Origin of the sequence: Pseudomarimonas arenosa, assembly GCF_014841215.1 — a bacterium.
Lineage (GTDB): Bacteria > Pseudomonadota > Gammaproteobacteria > Xanthomonadales > Xanthomonadaceae > Pseudomarimonas > Pseudomarimonas arenosa.
This window is the reverse complement of the sequence record NZ_JACYTR010000005.1, coordinates 1-24,336: the sequence shown is the minus strand read 5'-3', so window position 1 is coordinate 24,336 and position 24,336 is coordinate 1. Positions and strand designations below refer to the sequence as shown.

Genomic DNA, 24,336 nt, shown 5'->3' with positions numbered 1-24,336 from the left:
AGTCTAATGATCAAATGGAACTGAAAATGAGCGCGGCAATCTCGAAGGCGAAGATGTCGAATCCGAGTCGAAGCGATGACACTATGAGCGTCGTGATACGCAGACGCTCGTGGGCGATGATGTCATTGTTGCTGGTGGCGGCCTTGCTCGCCTCGCGCAGCGCCGAGGCGTTCTACCACAACGGTTTCGAAGCTCTGGATCCCTCAGTCTGTGGTGACTTCTACGCCCCCGGGTTCACCCCGGTCGAAGGCATGATCGCCGCGCCAGCACCGGGCGGTGCGCGGCCGGCGAAGGGCGTGGAGTTGACCGACCCGGCGTTCGGCACCTGCGTGGTGCGTGCCACTGCCCATGCCAGTGAACCGCCCAGCGGATTCGCCCGCAACGACTATTCGCGCCGCCAGGCCTTCAATGCCGACAACAGCTTTTTCATCGTCAACGCCCTGAACGGCTTCTGGCATCTGTACGATGCCAAGACGCTGGCCTTCGTGCGCACTCTGAATGGCCCGGCCGGCGATGCCGAGCCACAATGGCATCACAGCAACCCGAACTGGCTGTACTACGTGCCGACCAATGGCGGCACCGTATTGCGCCGACTCGATGTGGTCAGCAATCAATCGACCCAGGTAGCCAATTTTGCCGGTCGCCTGCCCTGGAGCGGTGTGGCGCATATCTGGACCAAGTCCGAGGGCAGCCCCTCGGCCGATAGTCGCTACTGGTGCTTTCAGGCCGAAACCAGCAGTTTCGGTTTCCGCGGCGTGTTCACCTACGATCTGCAAACCGACACCATCCTCGGCACGCGCAGCGCCAGCGACTTCGGCAACCACCGGCCCGATCACCTCAGCATGTCGGCCAGCGGCCGCTGGTGCGTGACCTCACATATCAATGGCCTTGGCGGCACCAAGGCCTTCAACGTCGATTTCAGCCAGTCGCGACAGTTGCATGGCAATTCTGAGCACTCCGATCTGGCCTTGGGGCTGGATGGCCACGACTACTTCGTGTTCGTCGACTACCAAAGCCAGAACGGCGATCTGGTGATGATTGACCTTGACACCGGTGTTCGCACCACCTTGTTTGGTACTTACATTCAGGGCACGACGACGGCTTACCATGTGTCAGGCAAGAGTTTTTCACGCCCGGGCTGGATCGTGCTTTCCACCTACGCACACGATGGCGCCGAGAAGTGGTTGCACGAACGGATCATGGCAGTCGAACTGGCCAGCAATCCGCGCATTCTTAACATCGCGCACCATCACGTGGATTACAACGGCTATTTCTCCGAGCCGCATGCCTCGGTCAGTCGGAACTTCGAGTACATTCTGTTTTCATCCAATTGGGGCAACAATTCGGATGAGGATATCGATGCCTTCATGGTGCGACTGCCGAGCAATTTCTTGCAGTAGACAGGTTGGAGTGTTGCGCGGTGGGCCACAGGCCCGCCCCACGGCTCGACAAGCCGGGCGTTTGTAGGGTGGGCGTGCCGCCCACCATCGCCGGGCCGGTACCGCGTAACGCCCAGGTTCATCGCGGTGGGCCACAGGCCCACCCTACGGCTTGGCAAGCCGGGCGTTTGTAGGGCGGGCGTGCCGCCCACCATCGCCGGGCCGGCACCGCATAACGCCTGGGTTCATCGCGGTGGGCCACAGGCCCGCCCCACGGCTCGACAAGCCGGGCGTTTGTAGGTTGGGCGTGCCGCCCACCATCGCCGGGCCGGCACCGCATGACGCCTGGATTCATCGCGGTGGGCCATAGGCCCACCCTATGGCTCGGCAAGACGGGCGTTTGTAGGGTGGGCGTGCCGCCCACTATCGCCGGGCCGGCACCGCATAACGCCTGGGTTCATCGCGGTTGGTCACATGCCCGCCCCACGGCTCGACAAGCCGGGCGTTTGTAGGGTGGGCGTGCCGCCCACCATCGCCGGGCCGGCACCGCATGACGCCTGGATTCATCGCGGTGGGTCACAGGCCCACCCTATGGCTCGGCAAGACGGGCGTTTGTAGGGCGGGCGTGCCGCCCACCATCGCCGGGCCGGCACCGCATAACGCATGGATTCATCGCGGTGGGCCACAGGCCCACCCTACGGCTTGGCAAGCCGGGCGTTTGTAGGGTGGGCGTGCCGCCCGCCATCGTCGGGCCGGCACCGCATAACGCCTGGATTCATCGCGGTGCGCCATAGGCCCACCCTACGGCTTGGCAAGCCGGGCGTTTGTAGGGCGGGCGTGCCGCCCACCATCGCCGGGCCGGCACCGCATAACGCCTGGGTTCATCGCGGTGGGCCACAGGCCCACCCTATGGCTTGGCAAGCCGGGCGTTTGTAGGGCGGGCGTGCCGCCCACCATCGTCGCGCGTCGGTGTTGCATAACGTATGGATTCGCCGTTGACTAAGGCCTGTCGAGAGTCTGTCGAACACCTACGTGGGTTCTGGCTGTAGCGTCTGCCAGTTGAAACGATAGGTGGTGGGCGGTTCGACCGGTTCGCCGGTGGCCAGGCAGGCGGCAAAGCCCGGCGGTGCGCTGAGTTTCTGCAACCACCAGTTGCGCTGCTGACCGCGGATCTCGGCCCAGCCGGGGAGCTGCGACGGGATGCGCGCTCGTTGCAGATCCCAACGCAGGCCGCCGCCATCGGCCTTGAGCAGGGCTTCGCGCGCGGTCCAGGCGTCGGTCAGGGCAGGGCTGCGCTCGGCTTCAGCAAGACTGCTCCACTGCGCCAGTTCATCCGGATTCAATACCTGTTGTGCCAGCCGTTCGCTGGGGCGGTCGATCAGGGCCTCGATGTCGATGCCCAGAGCATCGGGACCGATCGCCAACAGGGCCCAGTCACCGCTGTGGCTGAAACTGAAATCGATGCCAGCATCGCGCAGCCCGGGTTTTCCGTACTCGCCCGCTGCAAAGGCCAGCTGCTCGGCCTTGCTGCCCAGCCAATCAGCCAGTACGTAGCGCAGTGCCACATGGGCGGCGAGAAAGCGGCGCTGATGCAGCGGCTGACGCAAGCGCTGCCAGCGTTGTCGTTCCTGATCGTCCAGCACCGCGCTCTGGGTCTGCAGGGCCAGTTCATCGACCTTGCCGAGGTCGATCAGAGTGATGGCGATGGGCTGTTGGCTCGGCTTCACGGCGGGAGACTGAACGGCAAGAGTGTCTATGGTAGACGAGCCGAGCTGCCATTCGCCGCCGCGGCCGACCTCCGTGGCCGCGGCGGGCTGTCCCGATCTCGTGCGCCGATGGCACGCGGCGCCGAGATTGCCGAAGTCTCAATCCGGCATGCGGGTCATCAGAACCCTTCAGCCGGCAGATGGATCATATAGGCATCGAGATCCGTTGCTGATGTTGTACCCCAGTTGCTGTTGAAAAGAATGCGTCTGAAGTCACGGCTGACGCTGGCATGCGGCTCGGTCCAGTAGCCGTTGTACGCACTGTGATGATGGGCCAGCTGAAAGATCCTCGGGCTGGCCCTCAGCTCCATCGCGAACAGCTTCTCCATGTACCACTGCCGTGGTCCATACCCGGCATAGCTCGACACCAGCACCCAGCCCGGTCGATCGAAGGATTTTCCTGAGAAGTGGAAAGCACTGGCTGCGCCAGCGCTATAGCTGCTGAACAGGTCGGTGCGTTGTCCGGTGTCGATATCGAGCATGAACACCGCGCCGTCGTTGCTCTGGTAGTCCACTGCAACAAAGATGTCGTGTCCCTCTGCGCTCAAGGCCAGATCAGAGTGTTCAGAGGTCGAGTGCAGCGGCACGCTATGGCCGAAATCGCGCGACCAGGCCACAGTGCCGCCGCTGCCGGCCAGATGCGAGATCACGCACCAGCGCCCGCTGGCCGACATGCTGACATGATCGGGGCGTGCCGATATCGACTTGCTGCCGACGATGCTGTCGCTTTGCAGGTCGTAGACAAATACGCCCAGCGTCGAAAAACTGCTGTTCTCGGCCATCAGGCACCAGTAGCGGCCGTCAGCTGAGGGACTGCCTTCCGACTTGGTCCAGATATGCGCCACCCCGTTCCAGGGCAGGCGGCCGGCAAAGTGGGTGACGATGCGGGTGCTGCCGCTCACCACATCGAGTTCGCGCAAGTCGGTACCGCCATTGGTCTGTACGTAATACAGCTTGCTTGGATCGGTCGGATGCCACTGCGGTTCGGCATCGCCGGCCAGGCCCGGTAGTACGCCGATATAGGCCAGGGTATTGGCGTCGTACTGATGCCAGAAGCCATTCAGGCTGAACACCAAGAAGCGCGAGTTGTCGGCGTTGAAAGCCTGGCGGCGCGAGTAGTCATTGCGGGCAAAGCTGCTTGGTGGCTCGGTCGCATGATCGGTGGCGCGCACGCCGCAGCTGCCGAAGCTGAGGTCGGCATAGGCACTGCCCTTGGGCGGTCGGCCGGCGCTGGGAATGGCTGGATTGAGCAAGCCTTCGACAAAGCTGAAACTGCTGTCGTAGAAACCGCTACAGGCGTGCTGGTGGCCAGGCGGCGGAGGCGGTGGTGTTGGCGCGGTAACGCTCAGGTTGGCAAAGGCAAGGCCCTGCCGGCCTTCGGCATCGCGAATTGTCACCCTCAACGTGTAGCTTGCTGCGGGGGTGGCGGCGGCGATCTCGGTGCTTAGCGAAAACACCAGGTCGCCAGCGCTGGCGTCGCCCGACTGACCGCTATCGTTCAGTGCCGCGGTCACGCTGCCGCCGAGTGCGCCCAGATCGGCCAACACCTGCAATCCTGTGCTGCTCGGCTGGCTGCCCGGAGTGACGCTGACCTGCAGCAGGATCGACTGCCCGGCCTGCTGCGACTGCGGCGTGATCTGTGCCGTGCCGCTTGGTGCGGTCGGAGCTGGCGGTGGCGGCGGTGGTGGTGCGCTGGTGCTCACCGTCAACAGCAGCTCGGAACTGCCGCTGCGGCCTTGTCGATCGCTCACTGTGATCGGTAGTCGATAGTCGCCAGCCGTCAGTGAACTCGGCAGGCTGATCGCAAAGGAATGGCGATCGTCGTTGGCGATCAGGTCGCCATTACTGCCATCATCGCTGAAGCGCTGACTGCGGCGGCCGCCGATCTGACGCAGGTCGGCATTGACCCGGATGCGGGTGCTGGTCGGGTTGCTGGCTGCTGTCACGACGGCACTTAACACAATGCTTTGGCCGGCTTCGGCCGCGACTGGCGTGCTGCTGAGGCTCAGTCCCGTGTTGGGAGGTGGGGCCGGATCACCGGTAACGATGCTCACTGTCTGCGTACTCTCGGCACGGCGGCCCTGAGCATCGGTGACCCAGGCACGCACCGTGACCGATCCTGCGCTCAGCGCAGAGGCGATGTTTTCGCGGTAGCTAAACAGGCCGTCGCCAGCGACTGCGTCACCGTAGCGGCCGTCGTCGAACAGATCCTGCGCTACGCTTCGGCCCAGTCCACTGAGATCGGCCTTGGCGCTGAGCCCAGTACTGGCGGGCGCCGTGCCTGCCTGTACCCGCAAGGTTACGACCACCCAATCGCCCGGTCGCAGGCTGCTGGGATCCAGGCTCAGCGCGGCCGTCGGCGCGGCGGCATGGGCGCAGAACAGCGGAGCCCACAGCAGCAGGCCCAGCCAGCCAGCATGGCGCTGGCTTCGCAGCGGGGGATAGTCATGCGCGGATGTCGCCGTCCAGTCGTGCGATTGCATATGCCTCTCCTTTGAGAGTGAATCGCGACGTTGTGCGACCCAGGAGCCGGGTCCACGGGCGTCGGTGCGGAGAAACTCTGCGCCGCCGCATGACAAAGAAGTGAGAACCACCGCGCCCTTTTGCCGCACAGGCGCTTTGGGTCATTGGAACTGCGAACCACCACGCATCGAAAGCGTGAGCGGTTCCTCAATCAGCGAGCGCTGGCGGCATTGATGGTTAAGAATACGGAAGGGTCAGTTGATCCTTGGCTTCGTTGCCGCAGGCCCTTCGGTCTGCTCAGGACATCGCCTCGATGCGCTCGGCCAGCGCGTCACTGCGCACCCTGAGATTGTCGAAGGGTGCATCGACCAAGCCCCGTGCCCATGCTGTCCCGGCTGGGTAAATAGGACAGCAATCCAGCCTAGCCCGGATATTTCATGAGGTCGCGCCGAAAGATCCGGCGATTCCAGGCGGGGCGAGAGTTTCGACCGATGGTGTTGAGATAACAGAGTGTTGGCGATCTTTCGGCGCTGGCACGGCCCTCATTCGGCCGCTGCGCGGCTACGCAGGGCATTCGCCCTGAGGTCTTTTGCGCCGATTGCGGCGTTGTTCGGCTGCTACGCAGCAACGGCTACTTCGTAGCCTGCGCCTTCGCTACGCTCGGTCGGCTGCTACGCAGCAACGGCTACTTCGTAGCCTGCGCCTTCGCTACGCTCGGTCGGCTGCTGTCGCAGCTACGCGGGACTGCGTCCCGATCTCGCCCAAGTGGGCCCACCACTTGGGCTCGTCGCGCCTTGCACTCGGCGCAAAGTCCTCGGTGATCATCCGCGCCCCCTCATGAAATACCCGGGCTAGTCAAACGACCAGGTAATGCCAAAGCTCCACTCACGGTGCTGGTAGCGGTTCAACTGCAAACCGGCGCCGGGCGAGGTTTCGATGTAGAAAACGTCGTCCTCCAGCGCATTGCGCAGGCCCCAGTCGAGACGCAGACGCGGTGCTCGGGGCGGTCGATAGCTCAGGCCCAGATTGAGCACATCGTAGCCATCCTGGAAGCCGGCTATGCCGCGGTCGGCGCGCCGACCGACATGTTGCCAATGCAGGCCACCCGACCAGGCTTCGCCCTGGTTGAACAGCAGGGCGAGATTGCCCAGGGATTCCGGCTGGGCGACGCTCGGCCCGCCGAAGCCTTGCAGTGGTTGGTCGGGTGGGCGCACCGCCGCGCGATCATCGAGCGTGTTGGCAGTCGACCATGTCGCCTGCACTTTCAGCCAGCGCCAGGGCTGATGGGTCAGTTCAAACTCCAGCCCCTGTGCACGAATGCCCAGGTTCTGCTCAAAGAACTGATTGAACGGCGGAAACAGCAGGTCGCTGATCCGGTTGGAAAAGCCGGTGGCGCGAAACACGGTGTTCGGGCGTCGATAGACGTAGCCGATCTCGCGGGTTTCGATCTTCTCGAACTCGCGACGGCCGATGCTCTGGCCGTCGACGAATTGCTCGTTGACGGTGGGCGATCGAAAGCCCTCGGCATACTGTGCTTTCAACAAGTGATGATCGCTGATCTGCCAGACCGCAGCGAGTCGCGGCGTAAGTTCGGAGTCGATATCCTGCAGCTCGTCGTAGCGCACCCCTGCGGTAATCTGAAACCTGTCGTTAAGATCGACCTGATCCTGCAGCACGAGAGAGCGCATGTCGCGGCTGTCAATGGTCTCGCCGGCCGCCGGGCCTTGCCGGCTGACGGCGCTATCGATACCCAGTCGTGCCCATTGCGCCTGCAGCAACAGTCGATGGCGGCCGAGTCGGTACGACCAGTCGCCACCCAGCTCAGTACGAGGTCCTTCGAACAAGGTGTTCTGGCGCTCATATTCATTGTGCTGTCGCTGTAGCCAGAGCGCACCACGGTTGTCGTCCTGATTCAGCCAGTTGTAGCGAAGCTCAGTGTTATAGCTGCGTTCCTTCTGCAGGTTGCTGGCAAATGGCGAGGGCGGTGGTGGCTGGCCGGGGCGCGGATTGATCCGCCTGAGCCCTTGCCAGTCGCGGTCCAAGGCCACCAGCTTGAATGACAGATCGCGCAGCGCCAGCTTCAGGTTCAACATCCGACGCTGCTCATCGTTGTCCAGCGCATCGGTGGTGTCGTAGCGGTCGCTTTCCCAGCTGGAGACATTGCCGCTCAGCGAAACCTCATTGGTCTCGGCACGATGGGCAAAGTGGGCGACGATGCTGCGACGATCTCCGCGCCCGACGCCGATCGAGGCAGCATTGCCCTGATGGCGGGTGATCAGATTGACCAGGCCCATATAGGCGAAGTCGCCATGCACGCCAGAACCTGGACCGCGAATCAGTTCGATCCGCTCGATCTGTTCGATCGGCGTCAACAGCACGCTGCCATTCTGGAACGCGGCCTCGCGTGAAATCGGCAGTCCGTCGACCAGCACTTTCACATTGCCGCTGTTGAAGAAGAAATCGACGCTGCGCACCCTCAGTGCCGGCGATCCATACTGGTCGCGACTGATGTCGATGCCGGGCACGAAGGCCAGCGCTTCAAGCGCGGTGCGGGCGCCAAGCAGGCGCGCTTCGTCGGCGTGCAGCACGGTGATGATGCCGGGCACGTAGTCGGCATTCTGTCGGCTGCGGGTGGCGAGCTCGGTCTCCTCGGCCAGCAGTTCCAGCAACTGATCGAGGTCTTCCTCCTGCGCCTGCGTCACGCATGGCAGTGTGCACAGCGCGGTCGACAGCAAAGCTACCGACCAGCGTCGAGTCCAGAGTCGATCCGATTGATGCGAGATCAGGGCGTTGAGCATGTCAGCCTCCGGCGCGCAGGGGGGTGATGGCGTCATGGTCGTAGTGGCGCAGCATGGCTTGGCGTCGTCCTTGGCGTTTGGCTTGATAGAGCAGGGTATCGACGGCGGCCAGGGCGGCATCAATGCTGAGTTCGGGGCGCGGTCGCACGTCGAGCACGCCGAGGCTGAGGCTGACATAAGGGCCGGCAGACGATAAAGGATGCGGCAGTTGCAATTCGGCAATCGCGCTCAGCATGCGTTGTGCCTGGGCAGCGCTGTCCTCGGCCCGACTGATCACGGCGAACTCTTCGCCGCCATAGCGGGCGACCAGATCATCGGTGCGCGCGGCGCCTTGCGCCAGCGCCGCGGCCACATGCTTCAAGCACTGGTCGCCCGGACCGTGTCCGAAGTGATCGTTGTACTGCTTGAAGTGATCGACGTCACCGAGCATCAGGCACAGAGTGTCGCCGTGGCGCTGCGCGGCATGCCAGCGCAGCTGCAGCTCGCGGTCGAAGCGGCGCCGGTTGGCGATGCCGGTCAGACCATCGATCTCGGCCAGCTGGGCCAGTTGATCGCGTTGCCGTTTTAGCTCGACATGGGTGCGTACGCGGGCGCGAACGATGGCCGGACTGATCGGTTTGGTGATGTAGTCGACCGCGCCGGCATTCAGGCCGGCCTCTTCGTTGTCCAGCTCATTCATGGCCGTGACGATGATCACCGGGACGTCGCGGCAAACCGCCTCAGCACGCAGTTCCGCCAACACCTCAAGCCCATGTCGGCCGGGCATCACCAGATCGAGCAGGATCAGGTCCAGCGGCAGCCGACAGGCCAGCGTCGTCACCTCATCGGCGCGAGTGGTGAAGCGCACGTCGTAGTCGTCGCCCAGTGCCTCGGCCAACACCTGGATGTTCAGCGGCTCATCGTCGACGATCAGAATGCGCGCAGGGGTGGCCCAGGTCGTGTCGGCAGTCACGGCGACAGCTCCTGCTGCGCCAGGCGCAGCTTCAATCGTTGCAATTCGGTATTGGCCTGCTGCAGATCCAGACGTTGCATCGCACTGCGCAGCGCCTCACCCTCGGTCGAGCGACTCAAGGCTGCCGGCAGATCGGACAGCAGCTGTTCGGCCAGGCGCGCAGCATCGAAACGTCGGGCCTCCAAGGCCGCCTCCAGCGCGCTGACTGTCTCTTGCCAGCAGACCTCGCCGTGGCGCGGCGCTTGGTCGCTGTCCGCGCCATCCAGGGGCAAGCCTTGCAAGGCCTGCAGCGCGCCGCCCAGGTGGCCGAGTGCCGCTGCGCTGTCCTCGCCGGCGCGCAACGCCTGTTCCAGCTGGCGTGCCGATTCGGCCACTTCGATCGCACCCAGGGTGGCGGCTGCGCCCTTGATGGTGTGGGCCAACGCCAAGGCGGCCTCAACATCGACTTTCGCCTGCATCGCCAGGCGTTGGGCGCTGTCGCGATGGCGTTGGCGGAACTCGTGGAGCAGCCGCAGTAACAGCGCATGCTTGCCATTGACCCGGGCCAGAGCAGCATCGACATCGATGCCGGGCAAAGCCGGCAGATTGCTGCCGCTGGCGCTGGCTGGCTCGGCGCTTGGCAGCACGGTGCTGGGTTCGCGCCGCAGCCAGCGTGACAGCGAGCGAATCAGGGCGCGCTCGTCGATCGGCTTGGCCAGGTAGTCGTCCATGCCGGCGGCCAGAAAACGCTCACGGTCGCTGGCCATGGCATGCGCGGTGAGCGCCACCACCGGTAGCCTGGCCAAGTTGGCGTCCTGTTTGATCAGTCGGGTGGCTTCGATGCCATCCAGTTCGGGCATCTGCACGTCCATCAGTACCAGATCCACGCGGGTGGTGCGCAGTTTGTCCAGCGCGATTCGGCCGTTCTCGGCCATGACCACCTGTAGGCCGAGCCCGCTTAGCAACTCGCCAGCGACCTGCCGATTGATCTCGTTGTCTTCGGCCAATAGCACCCGTTGGCCGGGCGCAAAGCGGCCTCCCTGAACATGGGGTTGCGTGACGGGCGCCTCGCCGGGCAGGCCGCCTTGACGATGCATGGCGCGCACCGCTGCATCGAACAAGGTCGAGGGACTGACCGGCTTGTGCAGGAAGACATCGATACCACTGCGTTCAGCTTCGGCGGCCAGGCCTTCGTCTCCGTAGGCGGTAACCATCAGGCAGGCCGGCAGACAGCGGCGTCGCCGCAGTTCGCGCACTGCCTCCAGACCGTTCTGGCCCGGCAGACGGAAGTCGATCAGTAGTAGATCGAACGGCGTACTGCTGTGCTGGATCAGTTCCAGCGCGCGCTCTGCGCTGTCGGTCAGGCTGACCTCGAAGCGCAGAGACTCCAGCATATGGCCGAACACGTCCCGTGCGATCGGGCTGTCATCGACGACCAGGGCACGCAGCCCCTCGCGCAGTGGCGTCGGTGCAACGTCATGTTCAGGCTGGGCTGCCTTGAAGCGTGCACTGAAGTGGAAAGTACTGCCGCGGCCCGGTTCGCTCTCGGCGCCAATCGTGCCACCCATCAGTTCGACCAGTCGCTTGCTGATCGCCAGGCCAAGCCCGGCGCCGCCGTGCTGACGGGTGCTGGATTCGTCCATCTGGGTGAAGTGCTCGAACAGCCGCGGCAAGGCCTCGGCTGGAATGCCGATACCCGAGTCGCGGACGGCAAAGCGCAGCAGTAGCGCATCGCCGCGTTGCTCAAGCAGGCCGATCTCGACCACGATGGCGCCCTGCTCGGTGAACTTGATCGCGTTGACCACCAGATTGACCAGCACCTGTTGCAGGCGCATGGCATCGCCGACCAGATGGCTGGGCACTGCCGGGTCGCAGTCGATCAACACATCCAATTGTTTGTCCCGCGCACGCTGGCCGACCAGGGCGGTCAGGTCGGTGAGCAATTCGTCGAGCGAGAACTCGCTGTTGACGATGCTCAGCCGGCCAGCTTCGATGCGGGACAAATCGAGGATATCGTCGATGATGCCGAGCAGCATGCGCGCCGAGGCCTCCAGCTGACTGAGCTGGCTGCGCTGGCGCGAAGTCAGCGGCGACTTGCCGAGCAGGGTGGCCATGCCAATCACCGCATTCATCGGCGTGCGGATTTCATGACTCATATTGGCCAGAAACTGGCTCTTCGAGCGGCTGGCCGCTTCGGCCTGGTCACGTGCGCGGCGCAACTCGGCCTCCAGGGCACGTTGCTCGGTGACGTCGCGGGCAATGCCGTCGATGGCGCGGATCTGGCCCTTGTCATCGAGCACGGCCACTTCGGTGCATTCTAGTCGGTGCAGCTGACCCTGTGGGTCGCGCACTTCAAACTCAAACTGGCTGCTAAGGCCGCTGCGCGGCTGTTGCAGACGCTGCAATGAGGCCTGGTTGATCGGGTTGTCGGTGAGCAGATCGCCGCGCCGCCGGACGAATTCCTCGGGCCCGACCCCAATCACCCGTTGCACCGAATCGCTGACTGAGATGATCCGGCCAGCGGCATCGCGACCGTAAACGAAGTAGTTGTCGAGATTGTCGATCAGATGCTGCAGCTTCAGCTCATTGGCGGCCAGTGCCTGCTCCGCGGCCAGGCGTGCCAGCTGCTGCTGCTCAAGTACCCGCAGCAGCCAGACCAGGGCGCCGCCAAGCAGGACCAGCAGGCCGGCAATAAACAGGCCCTGGCCATACAGTTGCTGTCGGACGTCGCCACTGAAGGCCTGATAGAAGCCGTCGCTGACCTGGAACTGAGCCACGCCGATCAGGGCGCTGGTGTGGGGGTGGTAGAGCTCGGCCTGCACCGGGAAGCCGTGCGCCCCGGGTTCGCCGGCGCGGCGATCCAGACTGCCGGCCTCGGCATCTAGTTGCTGGTAGTCAAGGGTCAGGTTCAGGGCCAGGAAGAACGGATCGTCGCGCCGCGGATCACGCAACAGGAGCAGGCTGTCGATCACCTCATCCAGTTGCAGCGAGCGTTCGGTCGGGTCGTCCAGACCCAATGCCTGGGCGATGCCGCTGGCCTGCGCCTGGGCCAGCACCTGCGCCTGGGATTCGGCCTCGCTGCGCAGCCGTGGCTCGAGCAGGGTGGTCCAATACAGCGCCAGGGCTGACTCCAGAATCAGGGCCAAAAGGGCAAAGCTGAGCATGACCAGCAAGGAGGCGCGCGAGGTCATGGCTGTGCCCGCGAGTGGTCGAGATAGAACTGGCGCAGGATGATGCCGGAACTGCGCAGGGTGCTGAGATTGACGAAGGGCTGGACCTTGGCCTGCACGGACACGCCCGCGGTGGCGCCGCGCTCGACATCGCCTTCGAACGGTGAGTACAGGATGACGCCGTGCTCAATGCACCAGGCCAGCAAGCGAGCAAAACTCGGATCGTCCAGCGGCTGGGCCAGGAAGATCGCCATCGGCGCAGCGACCGCTGCGTCGGGCAGATCACTGACCAGACTGAGCTGGATCTTCATGCCGCGCACCAGGGCCCGAGGCCCATTACCGGGCGGCGCGATCAAGGGCAGCAGAGGCTCGGCATCGCGCGGCCGGTCGCTCCACACCCAGACTTCCAGCAGGCCCTCGTCGGACTGCTTGCTCGGCAACTGCTCATCGGCCGACAGCAAGGCGCGCATCAGTCGTGCCGCAGTGCGCACGCGTCGATCATCGTAGCTGTCGGCCTGAACCTTGGCGCCGGCCAGGCCGAGACTGAGCGCGAGACCGCAGATCAGCAGCCAAGCCCAGGGCCGTCGCGGCCGGCGAACCGCGCGCATCACCGCACGATCCCGGGCAGGCGCAGCAGCTGGCAGTGGCGGCGGTCGGCAGGCAATCGTGCGGTCTCGCTATCGGGGCCTATTCCCCGCTCTGACATAATGCGCTCAGATCGTGGAGGAACTAAGGAGAGGCGGACATCGTGACTCAGTCTGCAGCCGCTGAACAAGCCGACCGCGAGCGGCATTGCTTGATTGTCGAAGATGAGCCGGCGCTGGCCCTGCTGCTGCAGGATACGCTGCATGAGGCCGGATTCCAGACCACGGTGCTGGCAGAAGGCGCCGGCGTGGTGGCCTGGGTGCGTGAGCATGCGCCCACCGTGGTGCTGCTGGATCTGGTCTTGCCCGGTGGCGATGGCTTTGCCATCTGCAAGGAAATTCGTGCATTCAGCACCGTGCCGTTGATCATGATCACTGCCCGGGCCGAAGAGGCCGATCGATTGCGCGGCCTCGACATTGGCGCCGATGACTACGTGTGCAAACCGTTCCACGCCGCCGAGGTGGCGGCGCGAGTGCGCGCCCTGCTGCGGCGCTCGATTGCCTGGCGCGAGGCAACCCCCGGCTCGCCGCTGCAGCTCGATGAAGACTGCTTCGAGGCGCGCTGGCATGGCACCGCACTGGAGTTGACACCGGTGGAGTTTCGGCTGCTCCGCACCCTGGGCAAACGGCCCGGTCGGGTGTATTCGCGCTCGCAGCTGTTGGACACGGTCTACGTTGACGACCACGTGGTCAGCGATCGCACCATCGACAGCCATATCAAGAACCTGCGGCGCAAACTGCAGGAGGTGACCCCGGACAGCCAGCCGATCGAGTCGGTGTACGGCGTCGGCTACAAGTTCGTCGGCTGAGTCTGAGTCGCTGCCACGTTCTCCATTCTCTCTGCACATTCGGCGTCCACACTGCTCGCCAAGCCAACAGGTGGAGAACGAAATGAGCGTTGTGATGCTGCTGTTGCTGGTTGCCGGCGTGACCATGGCCATCCATATGCACCAGAGCGCCTTGCGCGCCCGTCAGCGGGCCAAGGCACGCCGTCCAAGCATGACCCGAATCATCGATCCGAAGCGTCAGGGCGGTCGAATCAGCCCGGTGTGGCAGCTGCATGGCAACGGTTGTCAGTGCAGCACGGCGCGACGCCTGGCCGGTCAGCGACTGGCCATTGAGGACACCGTTGCGCTGCAAGCCGACGGTCAGCAAGCGCCGCCCTGTCGCTGCTACTACCGTCCGTTGCGTGATGAGCGCAAGTCGGTGCGCCGCGATGGCAGCGAGCGTCGCAATACACTGCGTTTCGATCTGCTGGCGCAGAATCGCCGGCTCAACAGCGAGCGACGGCAGAAAGAGCAGGTGTGGAAACAGGTGGCCTAGGAAAGAATCCTTGCCCGCAGTCGATTCCCCCAGACCGACTTGTAGGGTAGGCCGCGCCAGCCATCGTGGGTGCTGACGGTGGGCCACAGGCCCACCCTACAGCGGTCGATCGTCAAGACGGCCAAGTCAACCGACCTGCCAAGTCATTCCAACAAAGTCATATTCAGCGCGTGGCGTGCGCGATCGGGGTCGGCCAGGCAGGGCACCTCATGCAGCCAGCGTCGATAATCCAGTGGCAGGTCGTGCTGTTCGGCGCCGGCCAGCACCAGGGCTTTGTACCAGTCGAAGGGGAGCAGGTCTGGGTGTTTGTCGGTGGCAAGATAGGTCAGGCATTGCAGCGACTGCGTCGCACTTCGCACCTCGACCATCGCCCGCCGATAGCCCCGCCCCAGGCCCTCGGCCCGATCCAGGGCCGGCCAGTGCGCTGGATCGATTTGGTACACCACACCATGCACGCAGTCCTGCTCGACAGCGCTGAACTCAGCATCGCATTTCCCCGAGCCATCCTGGCCGCGTTTGTCAAAGCGCAATCGATGGCCGGGCAGGCTGGCCACCGCCAGCGCTAACGCTGAGGGCGCACGATCCGGCGCCTGCAGCCGACGACTGAGCATATTGGAGCCGTAGGCAAAGTACAGTTGCAGCGCGTCGCTCATCGCTAACCCATCGTTTCGCTGGCGAGCTTAGCAGGTTGCTGAAAAACCTCCATCCGGGAGTTTTTCAGCGCAACCTCAATTGCTGCGCCAGGTCATTCAGCACCGGGCCCCAGTCGCCCGGCTCAGTCTGGCGCAGCAGGCGCGTGCTCGGATACCAGGGGGTCTGATCGCCATCCAGGCCCCAGCGCCAGTCGGCATCCTTGGCCAACAGCAGATAGACCGGCTTGCCCATGGCGCCGGCCAGATGCGCCATGGCGGTGTCGACGCTGATCACCGCATCGAGTTGCTCGACAAATGCGGCGGTGCGGCTGTAGCCATTGATCTCCGGCTCCAGGTTGTGCACACCGTGCCGCTTCAGCAGCTCAATCTCTTCACCGCTGATGGGAAACTGCAGGCTGTAGAAGTCGGCCTTGATGCCTTGCAAGGTCGGTAGCAGCGCCTGCAAGTTCAGTGAGCGGCGACGGTCGTCCTTGTGGGTGGGGCTGCCCTGCCAGACCAGGCCGATCTTGCGTTGGCCTTCCAGTCGGCGCACCTGCAGATGCGCCGGCACCTTTACATAGGGTTCCAGCATCGGCTTCGGATCATGCAGGCCGAGCAGGTGCGGCACATTCATCAGTGGCACGAAGCAGTCAAATCGGTCGCGCGGGATATTGCCCGGCACCCGGCTTTCATCGACCCCGGGAATGCTGCTGACCAGTTCGGAGAGCTTTTCCGGCCCGACGTAGATCAGCTCCTTGCAGCGTTCGCGTAGCAAGGGCAGATAACGCCAGAACTGGATGTGATCGCCATTGCCCTGCTCGCTGTGCACCAGCAGGCGCTTGTCGGCGATGTCCTCGCCGCGCCATTGCGGATGCGGACAGCGGAATGGGGTGAAGCTGGGCAGCTGCCAGCGCCATTCGTATTCCGGCCAGCCTTCCTGATAGCGATTGCTTTTCAGCAGGATCAGGCCGCGATTGAAATGTGCCAGGGCGAACTGGCGATCGATCTCGATCGCGCGCTCGAAATGACCCAGCGCCTCCTGGTAGTTCAGCAGGCGCGAGGCACACAGGCCGAGGCTGTTCAGCGCCTCGGCATTGTCCGGTTGTTCGGCAATCACTTCCGACAGCACCCGATGGCCTTCCTGCCAGCGTTCGGCGTCGACCAGGGCCAGACCGAGCTGATGCTTGGCTTGTCGGTGATCGGGCTTCTGCGCCAGGATGTCCTGATAGGCGGCGATCGCCTTGTCCAACTCTCCGCCGGCGTGGGCGCGGGTGGCGGCGGCCAGGGCATCCTGGATCGGGTCGCCGGGCGCGACCAGCTTCAATGCGTCTTCCGGCAATTCGTACGAGGTGGTCAGCAGGGGCGCACTGGCTTCGACCAGGGCCGGCGCGCGGTGCGGCAGAATCTTGATGTCGAAGATTTCCCGCACATCGCCGATAAAGTGCAGGAAGCCGACGATCTTGCCTTCCTCGATATCGACCAGATACACGCCACATTGCCGTTCATCGACCCGCTGGGTCAGCGGCAGGCCGGCAAACACCGCCGTCTCGCGCACCTGAGACAGGCCGATCAGGGCGTAGCGACCGAAGAAATCCAGGCCACGGGTAAAGCCCGGCAACTCTGCCACCGTAGTCACTGAACCATCGGTTTCGACCCGCTTCAGCGCCCCCTCGCCGGACGAAAGAAACCAGATCCGCTCGCGATACCAGCGCGGCGAGTGCGGCATGCACAGACCTTCGACCACCACCGAATCATCAGTGATGTCCATGATCCGGCCGCCGCTGGTCTTGTTGCGCCGCCAACCACCCGGCTCATCGCTGGCCCCGAGCATGCTCACATAACGCGGCCTTCCATCGCGAAAGCCAAGTCCATTCAGATGGCAACGATCGAGCAGATCGTACTGGCTGATGAAAGGTGGCTTCCAGCGCGGCACCACGCTGGCATCTTCCGACAGCGTGCAAAGACAGCTCATGCGGGTATTGATCAGCCACAGCTGCGATTCGCTGTCGTAACCCATCTCGTGGATATCGATATCGCCGGTGACATGGGTGGCGCGAAACAGGTAGGCGGCATCGTATTGGCCCTGATCGATCTTGCGCCCCACCGCCGACAGGTTGCGATAGAAATCGATCCGGTGCGCATCGCCGATGGTGAGCCGCTGGCCACCTTCCACCGCGATGCCCATCGGCTTCTTCATCGGAATGAAGTGGGTATTGGCGCCTTGCCCCTGCGGCCTGACCAGCACCAATTGCCCGGCTTGGTAGGTGGATACCACCAGGGAGACGCCGGCCTGGCGCAGGAATTCGGCAAAACTCTGAGTGTGTTGGCTGGCAAAACTCTGCATCGACTAGGTCACCGCTGCTGTCAAGGAAGGATCGGAAACTGACCGGGCAATATCGGCCGGTTCAATAATGCCGTCTGCAGTTCCGTTGCAAAAGCATAGTGTGGTTTTCAGCTCAGGGGTCGACCCATAGGCGCATCAGATTGGTCCTGACCGACTCCAGCAACAGCTTGTCCCCTTCATCACACTTCGGTCCTAGTCGATGCATCAGCTCCAGATGGTGGAACAGGATGTGGCGGTGCTGGGCGCTGGGGATGCGGCTCTGCATCCAGGTCACCGCGACCAGGCGTTGGCCGGCGGTGACCGGCAGCACTTGATGGATTACGCCGGTGGGGTAGATCACCGCCGAACCGGCGCGGCCCTTGATCCGCGGTCGTTCGCTGCCGAGCCAGATTTCCAGCTCGCCGCCTTCGTACTCCTCCGGCTCATTGAGAAACACGCTGCAGCTCATATCGCTGCGCATCGGCTGTGGCCGGGTTTGCAGCACGGCCTCGTCGAGGTGCGGGCCGTAGTGCATGCCGGGCACGTAGCGCGCGATGGTCGGGGCGGGAATGGTGCGCGGAAATGCTGTGCGTTGTACCAGGGGGTGGCCGAACAGCGCACGCACCACCACATCGCCGGCGGCTTCGACCTCCTTGTCCTGCTGATCGATCTGCTGGTTATGTTTGACCCGTGATTGCGCATTGGTGGCGCGACCGTCGACAAATTCCTTGTTCGCGGCGAGTTCGCGCAGCAGCGTGACTTGTTCGGCGCTCAACAGATCGGGGATAAGGTGGATCATGGCGGCTCGGGTCGTGGGGTCCGTGACCAGTGTAGCGGGTCGCGCAGGTCTCACTTCCGACTGGGCTTGAACCTGGAAGCAGGCCACAGCTCGTTGCGGCATCCCTGGTTAGAATGGAGCGTTTCTCGCTGCTCGTAACTCGCCCATGCCGCATCACCTGCCCCGACTCCTGTTGCTCACTGCGTGCCTGGTGGTGGCGCTACCGGCGCTTGCTCATAGTGAGGCTGATGATCTGCAGGCCTTGTTGGATGAAGAGACCGCTGAGTTGACACGAGAGCGGGCCAATTCCGACTATGTGCCGGGCATCGTCGGGGTATATCCGCGCGAGCGTCTGCAACAGCTTGGCTTCCAGACCGTGGCCGATGCGATTGCCCTGGTGCCGGGGCTGCAGGCTAACCGCGACTTCGCTGGCCTGCCACTGTATTTCGCTCGCGGCGTGCCGTTCTTCGACAGTGCTGGCGGCTTCAAGGTGCTGGTCGATGGGGTGACGCTGTCGCAGGAGAATTCCGGCATCAGTGGCGCCGTGCTGAACATGGCGATCCAGCAGGTGGAGCGGATCGAGGTGATCCGCGGTCCTGGCTCGGGCCTGTGGGGCGACTACGCCTTCGTTGGCGTCATCAATATCATCACCCGGCGTGATGACAGCCTGGTGTGGCTGGGCGGCGGCAGCAAGGATCGCCAGCACGCCGGTGCGCTATTGAGCCGCAGCGGCGAGATCGGTCGCTTCAGCCTGGGTGCCAGCCTGCGTCGCAGTGGTGAGCGCGGCGGCCCGGATCAACCTTTCAGTGCCGCCCGTGAGGATCTCAACGAACGCAGTCGACTGCTGACGCTGAGCGCCGAGTTCGCCGGCGTCGAACTGACCGGCTCGGCGGTTGGACGAGATTTCAGTCAGGCGCCGGATCCCCGTCGTTTCCCGACCGATGAGCGCAGTGCGGTGCTGCGTCTTGGCAAGCGCTGGACGCCAGCCGAAGCAGTGGCGGCCCGGGCCTATATTGAGCGCGGCCGGCACCATATTCGCACGCCGGCGATCGACTACGACGCCAGTGTCTGGCGGTTGGGCGGCGATCTCGAGTGGGGCGCTGGACTGCAGCGCTGGCTGCTGCGTGCACAGCTCAGTCGCAACACGCTGCGCCAGGCCACCTTCGTGCCGCCGGGGCCGCCGAGCCTGCCCTTGTTTGTGGTCGACGACCTCGATCAGACCCTGGTCTCCGTACTGCTGCAAGACACCCTGGCCTTGACCGATCGCTTCGACCTCACCCTGGGGCTGCGCGCCGATCGCCATGGCGATATCGGCAATCAGCTGTCGCCGCGACTGGCGGCGGTATGGCGACCTGCCGAGCAGCACACGCTGAAGGCGCAGTATTCGGCTGGGCTGCGCGCGCCGACCTTCCAGTACCTGTACGACACTGCTGAACAGCCGGTTCCAGCGGTGGATTTCGAGCAGGTGGAAACGGTGGATCTGGGCTATATCTACCGGCGCGCTGGCGCGGTCGGGCGTATCACCCTGTTTCACTCGCGCTTCGACAACCTGCGCTTGCCGCCACCGCCGTATCGGCCCGGTGCGAAAGCCGAGGCGGTGGGCATCGAGTTGGAATGGGAGCAGCGTCTGGGCCACCGGCTGCGTCTACTGAGCAATCTGAGTTGGGTCGACCCCGAGGACCAGCGGACCACCACGGTGGCGGCGGCCGACAGTGTCGGCTACGCGCGGTGGATCGGCAATCTCGGCCTGCTTGGCAGCGTCGGCGACTCGGTCGAGTGGGGTCTGCACTGGAACTATGTCGGCCAGCGCGATCTCGGCCAGATGGATGCACCGGGCTACGATCGGGTCGATCTCAGCCTGGGCTGGGTACCGCGCGCGGCGCCGCGGCTCGCCCTGCGTGCCAGCCTGCGCAATGCCTTCGACGAGGACATCGACGCCCTGTACTTCTTCGTCAACCGTGTGCAGCGTCCGGGCTGGGATGGACGACTATTCGATCTCGAACTGGAGTGGCGTTTCGATTAAACCCTATGTTCTGTGACGTGAGTACGCGGGTAGCGACCCTACCAGCGCAGCAGCGCCTGCTCGCCGCGTAGCGGCGCCCAGGCACCTTCATGCCACTCGCCGTGTTCAAAGCGGTGTAGCTGCAGTTCGATGCGCCCACCCAGGCGTCGGGCGTGGACCAGGAGCAGGCCTGAGCTGTCCCGGGCGCCAGCGCGCAGCACCAGTTTGGCCTGGCCGGGAATCTTCAGGCGCGGACTCAGCTCGGCACGACTGAGCATGGCACTGCGTTGCTCGAAGCGTTTGACGATGATGCCGTCTTCGAAGCCGTCGCGGTGGATGGTGGGGTAGAACTCGACCGCGCCAACGTCGCAGTCATCGTCGGCGACCAGATTGCCATCAATGCCGCGATCGCGACCCAGCTGGTCGGTCAGGCCGCTGCAGTTGCCATGCCGGTCGATCAGGGGCGAGTCGGCAATCAGCCGATGAGTGAGGGTGTCGCCGCCGTTGTCCGCCAGAGGCTCCAGGCGTGGATCAATCACGCCGGCGCCATCCGGGCTGCCGACCAGATTATTGCTGCCATCCGGGCTGCCGATCGGCGCCTCGTCCAGGCCCGAGCCGCGATAATCACCAATGAGATTGTCGCTGATCTGCAGCAAAGGGTTGCCGACCAGCGACAGATCGGGATGCGGCACGCCGCCCAGGCTTTGGTTGTTGGCCAATGCATTGCCTTGCAGGGACAAGGTGCCCAACAAGCCGATGTGTCGCAGGCCGCCGCCGATATTGCCCGCCGTGTTGTCCACCACAGTGGAACGCAGCACGGATACCTGCTCCAAGCTTCCCGAGCTAGTGGTCAAGGCGCCGCCGCCGTCGTCGGCATGGTTGCCGGATACCGTGGAGTCGGCCAGCGTTACCGTCGCGTCACCTTGGACATCAACAAACAGCCCGCCGCCGAGATCATCGGCGCGATTGCCGCTGATGGTGCTGCTCAGGATCTGCACATTGCCTTGGTGGGCTTCGATGCCCAGGCCGCCGCCGACGCCAAAGGAGCCGCCGTCGCGGGCGGCCAGATTGCTGTCGATCGTTGAGTCTCGCAGGGTAAGGCTGGCGCCTTCTTCCAGATCGATCCACAGACCGCCGCCACGACCATAGCCTTGACCGGTGCCTCCCGCGGTGTTTTCACTGATCAGCAAGCCGGACAGCGAGACACTGCTACCCTCCGAGGCAAATATCGCCAGACCAGCGCCTGATTTCTGGCCCGAGCCGTTCATCAGGTTGGCGTAGAACTGGCTGTCTTGCAGGTTGATCTGACTGGCGCCGCTGGCGGAGATCATCAGAGCGCCGCCTTGCGCACTGCCGCCATAACTGGCTGTATTGCCACTTAACACAGAGTTAAGTACAGATACGGTCGCGCTGGAGCCACCAATACGCGCGGCGCCGTAGATGCCGCCGCTGCTGTGGCTATTGCTGATCCGGCTGTTGCTCAATCCGAAACTGCCCCCAATGGGCAAGTAGGCGCCGATGGCAGCAGCGCGGGTGGCGGTATTGCCCTGCAACACCACATCGTCAAGCTGCAGACTTTCGAGTGTGTGGATGGCGCCGCCCGCGGTGCCTTGTGAGCCGTTTTGCAGAGTGAGGCCACTCAGGCTGATCAGCGGATCGCCGGCACTGACGTCAATACCGAAATGGCGGCTGGCAGCCGCGGCATCGATGATCAGCACGCTGCTACCGGGGCCTTCAACGCTGACCTCGCTGAGCACCTCCAGTTGACCCTGGCTCAGGCTGAGTGTCTGTGTGCCGGTGAACACCGCTTCGCTGAAGCTGATAGTGGAGGCGCTGCTCTCGCTGTCGGCCGCGAACAATGCATCGCGGAGCGTGCATTCGCCCGGCTCGCTGCCGCAGAAGCTGTCGCCCAGGTCATCTGCCGCATTGACCAGAAAATTGACGCCGGTCTGCGCTGTCTCGTCGATCTCCACCGCCCCGACATCGCATTGGCCGTTGAAGGCGCGGGCGACGCCGCGTTGATCGGTGCCGGCACAGCCAGTTCCACCCGCATCGATGGCGATCGAACCGATGCCGGGCATGACACTCTGGGTGGCGCCGCCGTTGTCGCGCAGAGCGCCAAGATTCAGGGCCGCTGCCGTCACCTGGGTTGCCAGGCCAGCACAATCGTTGACGGTGCTTAGATTGTTGTACGAGTTGGTAGTGTTCTGGCTATAGCAGCCACCACCGATCAACAGACTGCGTTGTATCGACAGGGTGCCCTGGTGGCTGTAGAGCTGGCAGTTTTCGGCGCATAGGTTGCCAATCAAACTGCTGTCGCGCACTTCCTTGCTGACATAGCCTCGGGCGAACAGCCCGCCGGCCTGCAGGGCGCTGTTGTAGGCCAGTGTGCTGTCCTGTAGTTGCAGTTCGGCTGTGGCATACACACCGCCGCCCCTGATGCCCGCGGTATTCGACTGGAAGGTGCTCCGCGTCACCGATAGGTCGGCCGTGCTCTGCAGACCGCCGCCGTCGTAGACAGCCGTGTTGAAGGAGAACGTACTGTCCTGAACGACGGCCGCATAATCGCGCGTGCGTACCCCCGCACCGCCATCGGCGCGGTTGTGGCTGAACGTGGAACTGTCCAGGGTGACCGGTGCCGAGGCGTACAGACCACCGCCATAGTTGTTGGCAAAATTGCCGTTGAACTGCGAGTTCTGCACCAGCAGCGGGCCACCGACATTGCCGCTTCTGACGCCGCCGCCGCTGGCCGAGCTGGTGTTCTGCGAGAACGTACTGCCGATCAAGCTGGCCGAGCTGGTGTTCAGAAACACCCCGCCGCCTCCGGCCTGGGCAAAGTTGGAACTGACGGTGGAGTTCATCAGCTGCAGGGAGCCGCTGCTGACGAACAGCCCGCCACCTGATCCTGAGCCGCTGGAGTTGGCATGCACGGTGCAGCTGTCGAGGCTTACCACACTGGCGCTGACGAACAACGCGCCGCCGCCCGATTGCGGTGCGCGGTTGTTACGTAACTCGCTGTTAGTGATGAGAACGGTATTGCCACCAAAATGCGCCAGAGCGCCGCCGTTCTGTGAGGTGCCGTTGTAGTTCAGACTGCTCTGATCAATGGTGACAGCCACACCATGGGTATGAATCGCGCCGCCCTGCCAATTCGAAGTGTTGTTGCTGATACTGCTGCTGTTGATGGTCAGGCTGTAGCCGGTCGCAGTGAAATGGATCGCACCGCCGCGGTATACCGCCGAGTTCTGGCTCAGGGTGACACCGGTCAGGCTCAGGTTGCCGGCATAGACGCTGACCGCACCGCCGCTGGAGGCATTGACGCCGGGATTATCGGCGCAGCCGTTCTGCAGGGTGATGTCGCTGAGTTCCAGGTTGCCGCTGCTGGCGGTGAGCAGGCGAAATTCCCCGGCATCGGGAAAGGCGTCGAAGTCACAGATCACGGCACTCGAGCGCTGCACGCTGCCACCGCCGCCACTGATGTTAAGTGACTCCACAACGGTGGGCAGGGCGGTGGTCAGGGTGATGCTGTAGCCGGCCAGGCTGATCGTATCGGGCCCGCTGCCGGCCGCGCATTCGCCGGACATGGTGCGTCCGTTTTGCGAATCGCCATTGGCGTTCTCGATTGCTTCGGGCAGGGTGCAGAACCCATCGTCGGCGATCGTCTCGGTGTTGTTGGTGAGGGTGATGGTGGCGGCCTCGGCCGCAGGCAAGAACAAGGCCTGAGCAACCGCAAGCGCAAGCAGCTGATGACGCGGCATAGTGGCCCCCTTGGTGGGCACGCCCAAGCTCCGGCACGCGCCGAGTTCGACCGCGAAACTGTCGCTGGAGTGTAGACCGGACACGTGCCTATTGCACCCGATCAGCGGGCTGCTCTGCGTCAGCATGGAAAGCTGTTGAAGCGGCCGGCGCCCACCGGCAGACCTCCAGGGCAGGAGGCCCGGAAGGCCCATTCAGTGGGTGATGGGCGGCACCCAGGCTGGCGATCGGGCCGGGTTAACCCGGATATTTCATGAGGTCGCGCCGAAAGATCCGGCAATTCCAGGCGGGGCGAGAGTTTCGACCGATGGTGTTGAGATAACAGAGTGTTCGCCATCTTTCGGCGCTGGCACGGCCCTCATTCGGCCGCT

At 63.9% G+C, this 24,336-nt stretch carries 14 protein-coding genes; 4 read left to right on the top strand and 10 right to left on the bottom strand.

The genetic code is table 11. The features are described from left to right. Window positions 1–83: 83 nt before the first annotated feature. Window positions 84–1,400, top strand: a complete 1,317-nt coding sequence (locus tag IFO71_RS03700) for a hypothetical protein (RefSeq protein ID WP_192028190.1) — start codon at window positions 84–86, stop codon at window positions 1,398–1,400. Window positions 1,401–2,407: 1,007 nt separating this feature from the next. Here the strand turns inward: IFO71_RS03700 and IFO71_RS22450 are convergent. The 6 genes from IFO71_RS22450 to IFO71_RS03670 form a co-directional block, all read right to left on the bottom strand. Then, the gene (locus IFO71_RS22450; RefSeq protein ID WP_192028189.1) at window positions 2,408–3,106 is read right to left on the bottom strand and encodes a 4'-phosphopantetheinyl transferase family protein; all 699 of its coding nucleotides are present in this window, start codon (window positions 3,104–3,106) and stop codon (window positions 2,408–2,410) included. 158 nt (window positions 3,107–3,264) lie between these two features. Next, complete coding sequence (locus tag IFO71_RS03690; RefSeq protein WP_192028188.1) at window positions 3,265–5,628, bottom strand: choice-of-anchor X domain-containing protein; 2,364 nt, start codon at window positions 5,626–5,628, stop codon at window positions 3,265–3,267. An 831-nt stretch (window positions 5,629–6,459) separates the two neighbouring features. Further along, window positions 6,460–8,406 carry a TonB-dependent receptor plug domain-containing protein gene (locus IFO71_RS03685; protein ID WP_192028187.1) on the bottom strand — a complete coding sequence of 649 codons (1,947 nt, stop codon included), beginning with the start codon at window positions 8,404–8,406 and terminating at the stop codon, window positions 6,460–6,462. A gap of 1 nt (window position 8,407) precedes the next feature. Then, the gene (locus IFO71_RS03680) at window positions 8,408–9,358 is read right to left on the bottom strand and encodes a diguanylate cyclase domain-containing protein (RefSeq protein WP_192028186.1); all 951 of its coding nucleotides are present in this window, start codon (window positions 9,356–9,358) and stop codon (window positions 8,408–8,410) included. Next, entirely contained in the window at window positions 9,355–12,528 is a 3,174-nt protein-coding gene (locus IFO71_RS03675; RefSeq protein ID WP_192028185.1) for a hybrid sensor histidine kinase/response regulator, read from the bottom strand. The genes IFO71_RS03680 and IFO71_RS03675 overlap by 4 nt, the downstream gene beginning before the upstream one ends. Continuing rightward, window positions 12,525–13,115, bottom strand: coding sequence for a hypothetical protein (locus tag IFO71_RS03670; RefSeq protein WP_192028184.1), 591 nt, complete (start codon window positions 13,113–13,115; stop codon window positions 12,525–12,527). Before IFO71_RS03670 ends, IFO71_RS03675 begins: the two co-directional genes overlap by 4 nt. Window positions 13,116–13,255: 140 nt before the next feature. Here IFO71_RS03670 and IFO71_RS03665 point away from each other — a divergent pair, with 140 nt between their 5' ends. Both IFO71_RS03665 and IFO71_RS03660 read left to right on the top strand, forming a co-directional pair. Then, on the top strand, window positions 13,256–13,960 hold the full coding sequence (locus tag IFO71_RS03665; protein WP_332309306.1) for a response regulator: 705 nt from the start codon (window positions 13,256–13,258) through the stop codon (window positions 13,958–13,960). An 82-nt stretch (window positions 13,961–14,042) separates the two neighbouring features. After that, window positions 14,043–14,474, top strand: a complete 432-nt coding sequence (locus tag IFO71_RS03660) for a hypothetical protein (RefSeq protein WP_192028183.1) — start codon at window positions 14,043–14,045, stop codon at window positions 14,472–14,474. Between the two features lie 143 nt (window positions 14,475–14,617). On the opposite strand, the gene IFO71_RS03655 is transcribed toward IFO71_RS03660, so the two are convergent. The 3 genes from IFO71_RS03655 to IFO71_RS03645 all read right to left on the bottom strand — a co-directional run bounded on the left by IFO71_RS03655 (window position 14,618) and on the right by IFO71_RS03645 (window position 18,228). Then, entirely contained in the window at window positions 14,618–15,127 is a 510-nt protein-coding gene (locus IFO71_RS03655; protein ID WP_192028182.1) for a gamma-glutamylcyclotransferase family protein, read from the bottom strand. 64 nt (window positions 15,128–15,191) lie between these two features. Further along, on the bottom strand, window positions 15,192–17,450 hold the full coding sequence (locus tag IFO71_RS03650; RefSeq protein ID WP_192028181.1) for a TIGR03032 family protein: 2,259 nt from the start codon (window positions 17,448–17,450) through the stop codon (window positions 15,192–15,194). A gap of 112 nt (window positions 17,451–17,562) precedes the next feature. Further along, on the bottom strand, window positions 17,563–18,228 hold the full coding sequence (locus IFO71_RS03645) for a Fe2+-dependent dioxygenase (RefSeq protein ID WP_192028180.1): 666 nt from the start codon (window positions 18,226–18,228) through the stop codon (window positions 17,563–17,565). A gap of 172 nt (window positions 18,229–18,400) precedes the next feature. On the opposite strand from IFO71_RS03645, the gene IFO71_RS03640 reads away from it, so the two are divergent. Then, on the top strand, window positions 18,401–20,230 hold the full coding sequence (locus tag IFO71_RS03640; RefSeq protein WP_192028179.1) for a TonB-dependent receptor plug domain-containing protein: 1,830 nt from the start codon (window positions 18,401–18,403) through the stop codon (window positions 20,228–20,230). Between the two features lie 38 nt (window positions 20,231–20,268). On the opposite strand, the gene IFO71_RS03635 is transcribed toward IFO71_RS03640, so the two are convergent. Further along, window positions 20,269–23,967: a choice-of-anchor Q domain-containing protein gene (locus IFO71_RS03635; RefSeq protein WP_192028178.1), complete on the bottom strand. Its 3,699-nt coding sequence runs from the start codon at window positions 23,965–23,967 to the stop codon at window positions 20,269–20,271. Window positions 23,968–24,336 lie beyond the last annotated feature (369 nt).

Bases quoted from the DNA above. Each gene is read 5' to 3' on its own strand.
- IFO71_RS03700 (WP_192028190.1), top strand. From the start codon at position 84: ATGAGCGTCGTGATACGCAGACGCTCGTGGGCGATGATGTCATTGTTG.
- IFO71_RS03655 (WP_192028182.1), bottom strand. From the start codon at position 15,127: ATGAGCGACGCGCTGCAACTGTACTTTGCCTACGGCTCCAATATGCTC.
- IFO71_RS03685 (WP_192028187.1), bottom strand. From the start codon at position 8,406: ATGCTCAACGCCCTGATCTCGCATCAATCGGATCGACTCTGGACTCGA.
- IFO71_RS03690 (WP_192028188.1), bottom strand. From the start codon at position 5,628: ATGCAATCGCACGACTGGACGGCGACATCCGCGCATGACTATCCCCCG.
- IFO71_RS03645 (WP_192028180.1), bottom strand. From the start codon at position 18,228: ATGATCCACCTTATCCCCGATCTGTTGAGCGCCGAACAAGTCACGCTG.
- IFO71_RS03675 (WP_192028185.1), bottom strand. From the start codon at position 12,528: ATGACCTCGCGCGCCTCCTTGCTGGTCATGCTCAGCTTTGCCCTTTTG.
- IFO71_RS03650 (WP_192028181.1), bottom strand. From the start codon at position 17,450: ATGCAGAGTTTTGCCAGCCAACACACTCAGAGTTTTGCCGAATTCCTG.
- IFO71_RS03635 (WP_192028178.1), bottom strand. From the start codon at position 23,967: ATGCCGCGTCATCAGCTGCTTGCGCTTGCGGTTGCTCAGGCCTTGTTC.
- IFO71_RS03670 (WP_192028184.1), bottom strand. From the start codon at position 13,115: ATGCGCGCGGTTCGCCGGCCGCGACGGCCCTGGGCTTGGCTGCTGATC.
- IFO71_RS03660 (WP_192028183.1), top strand. From the start codon at position 14,043: ATGAGCGTTGTGATGCTGCTGTTGCTGGTTGCCGGCGTGACCATGGCC.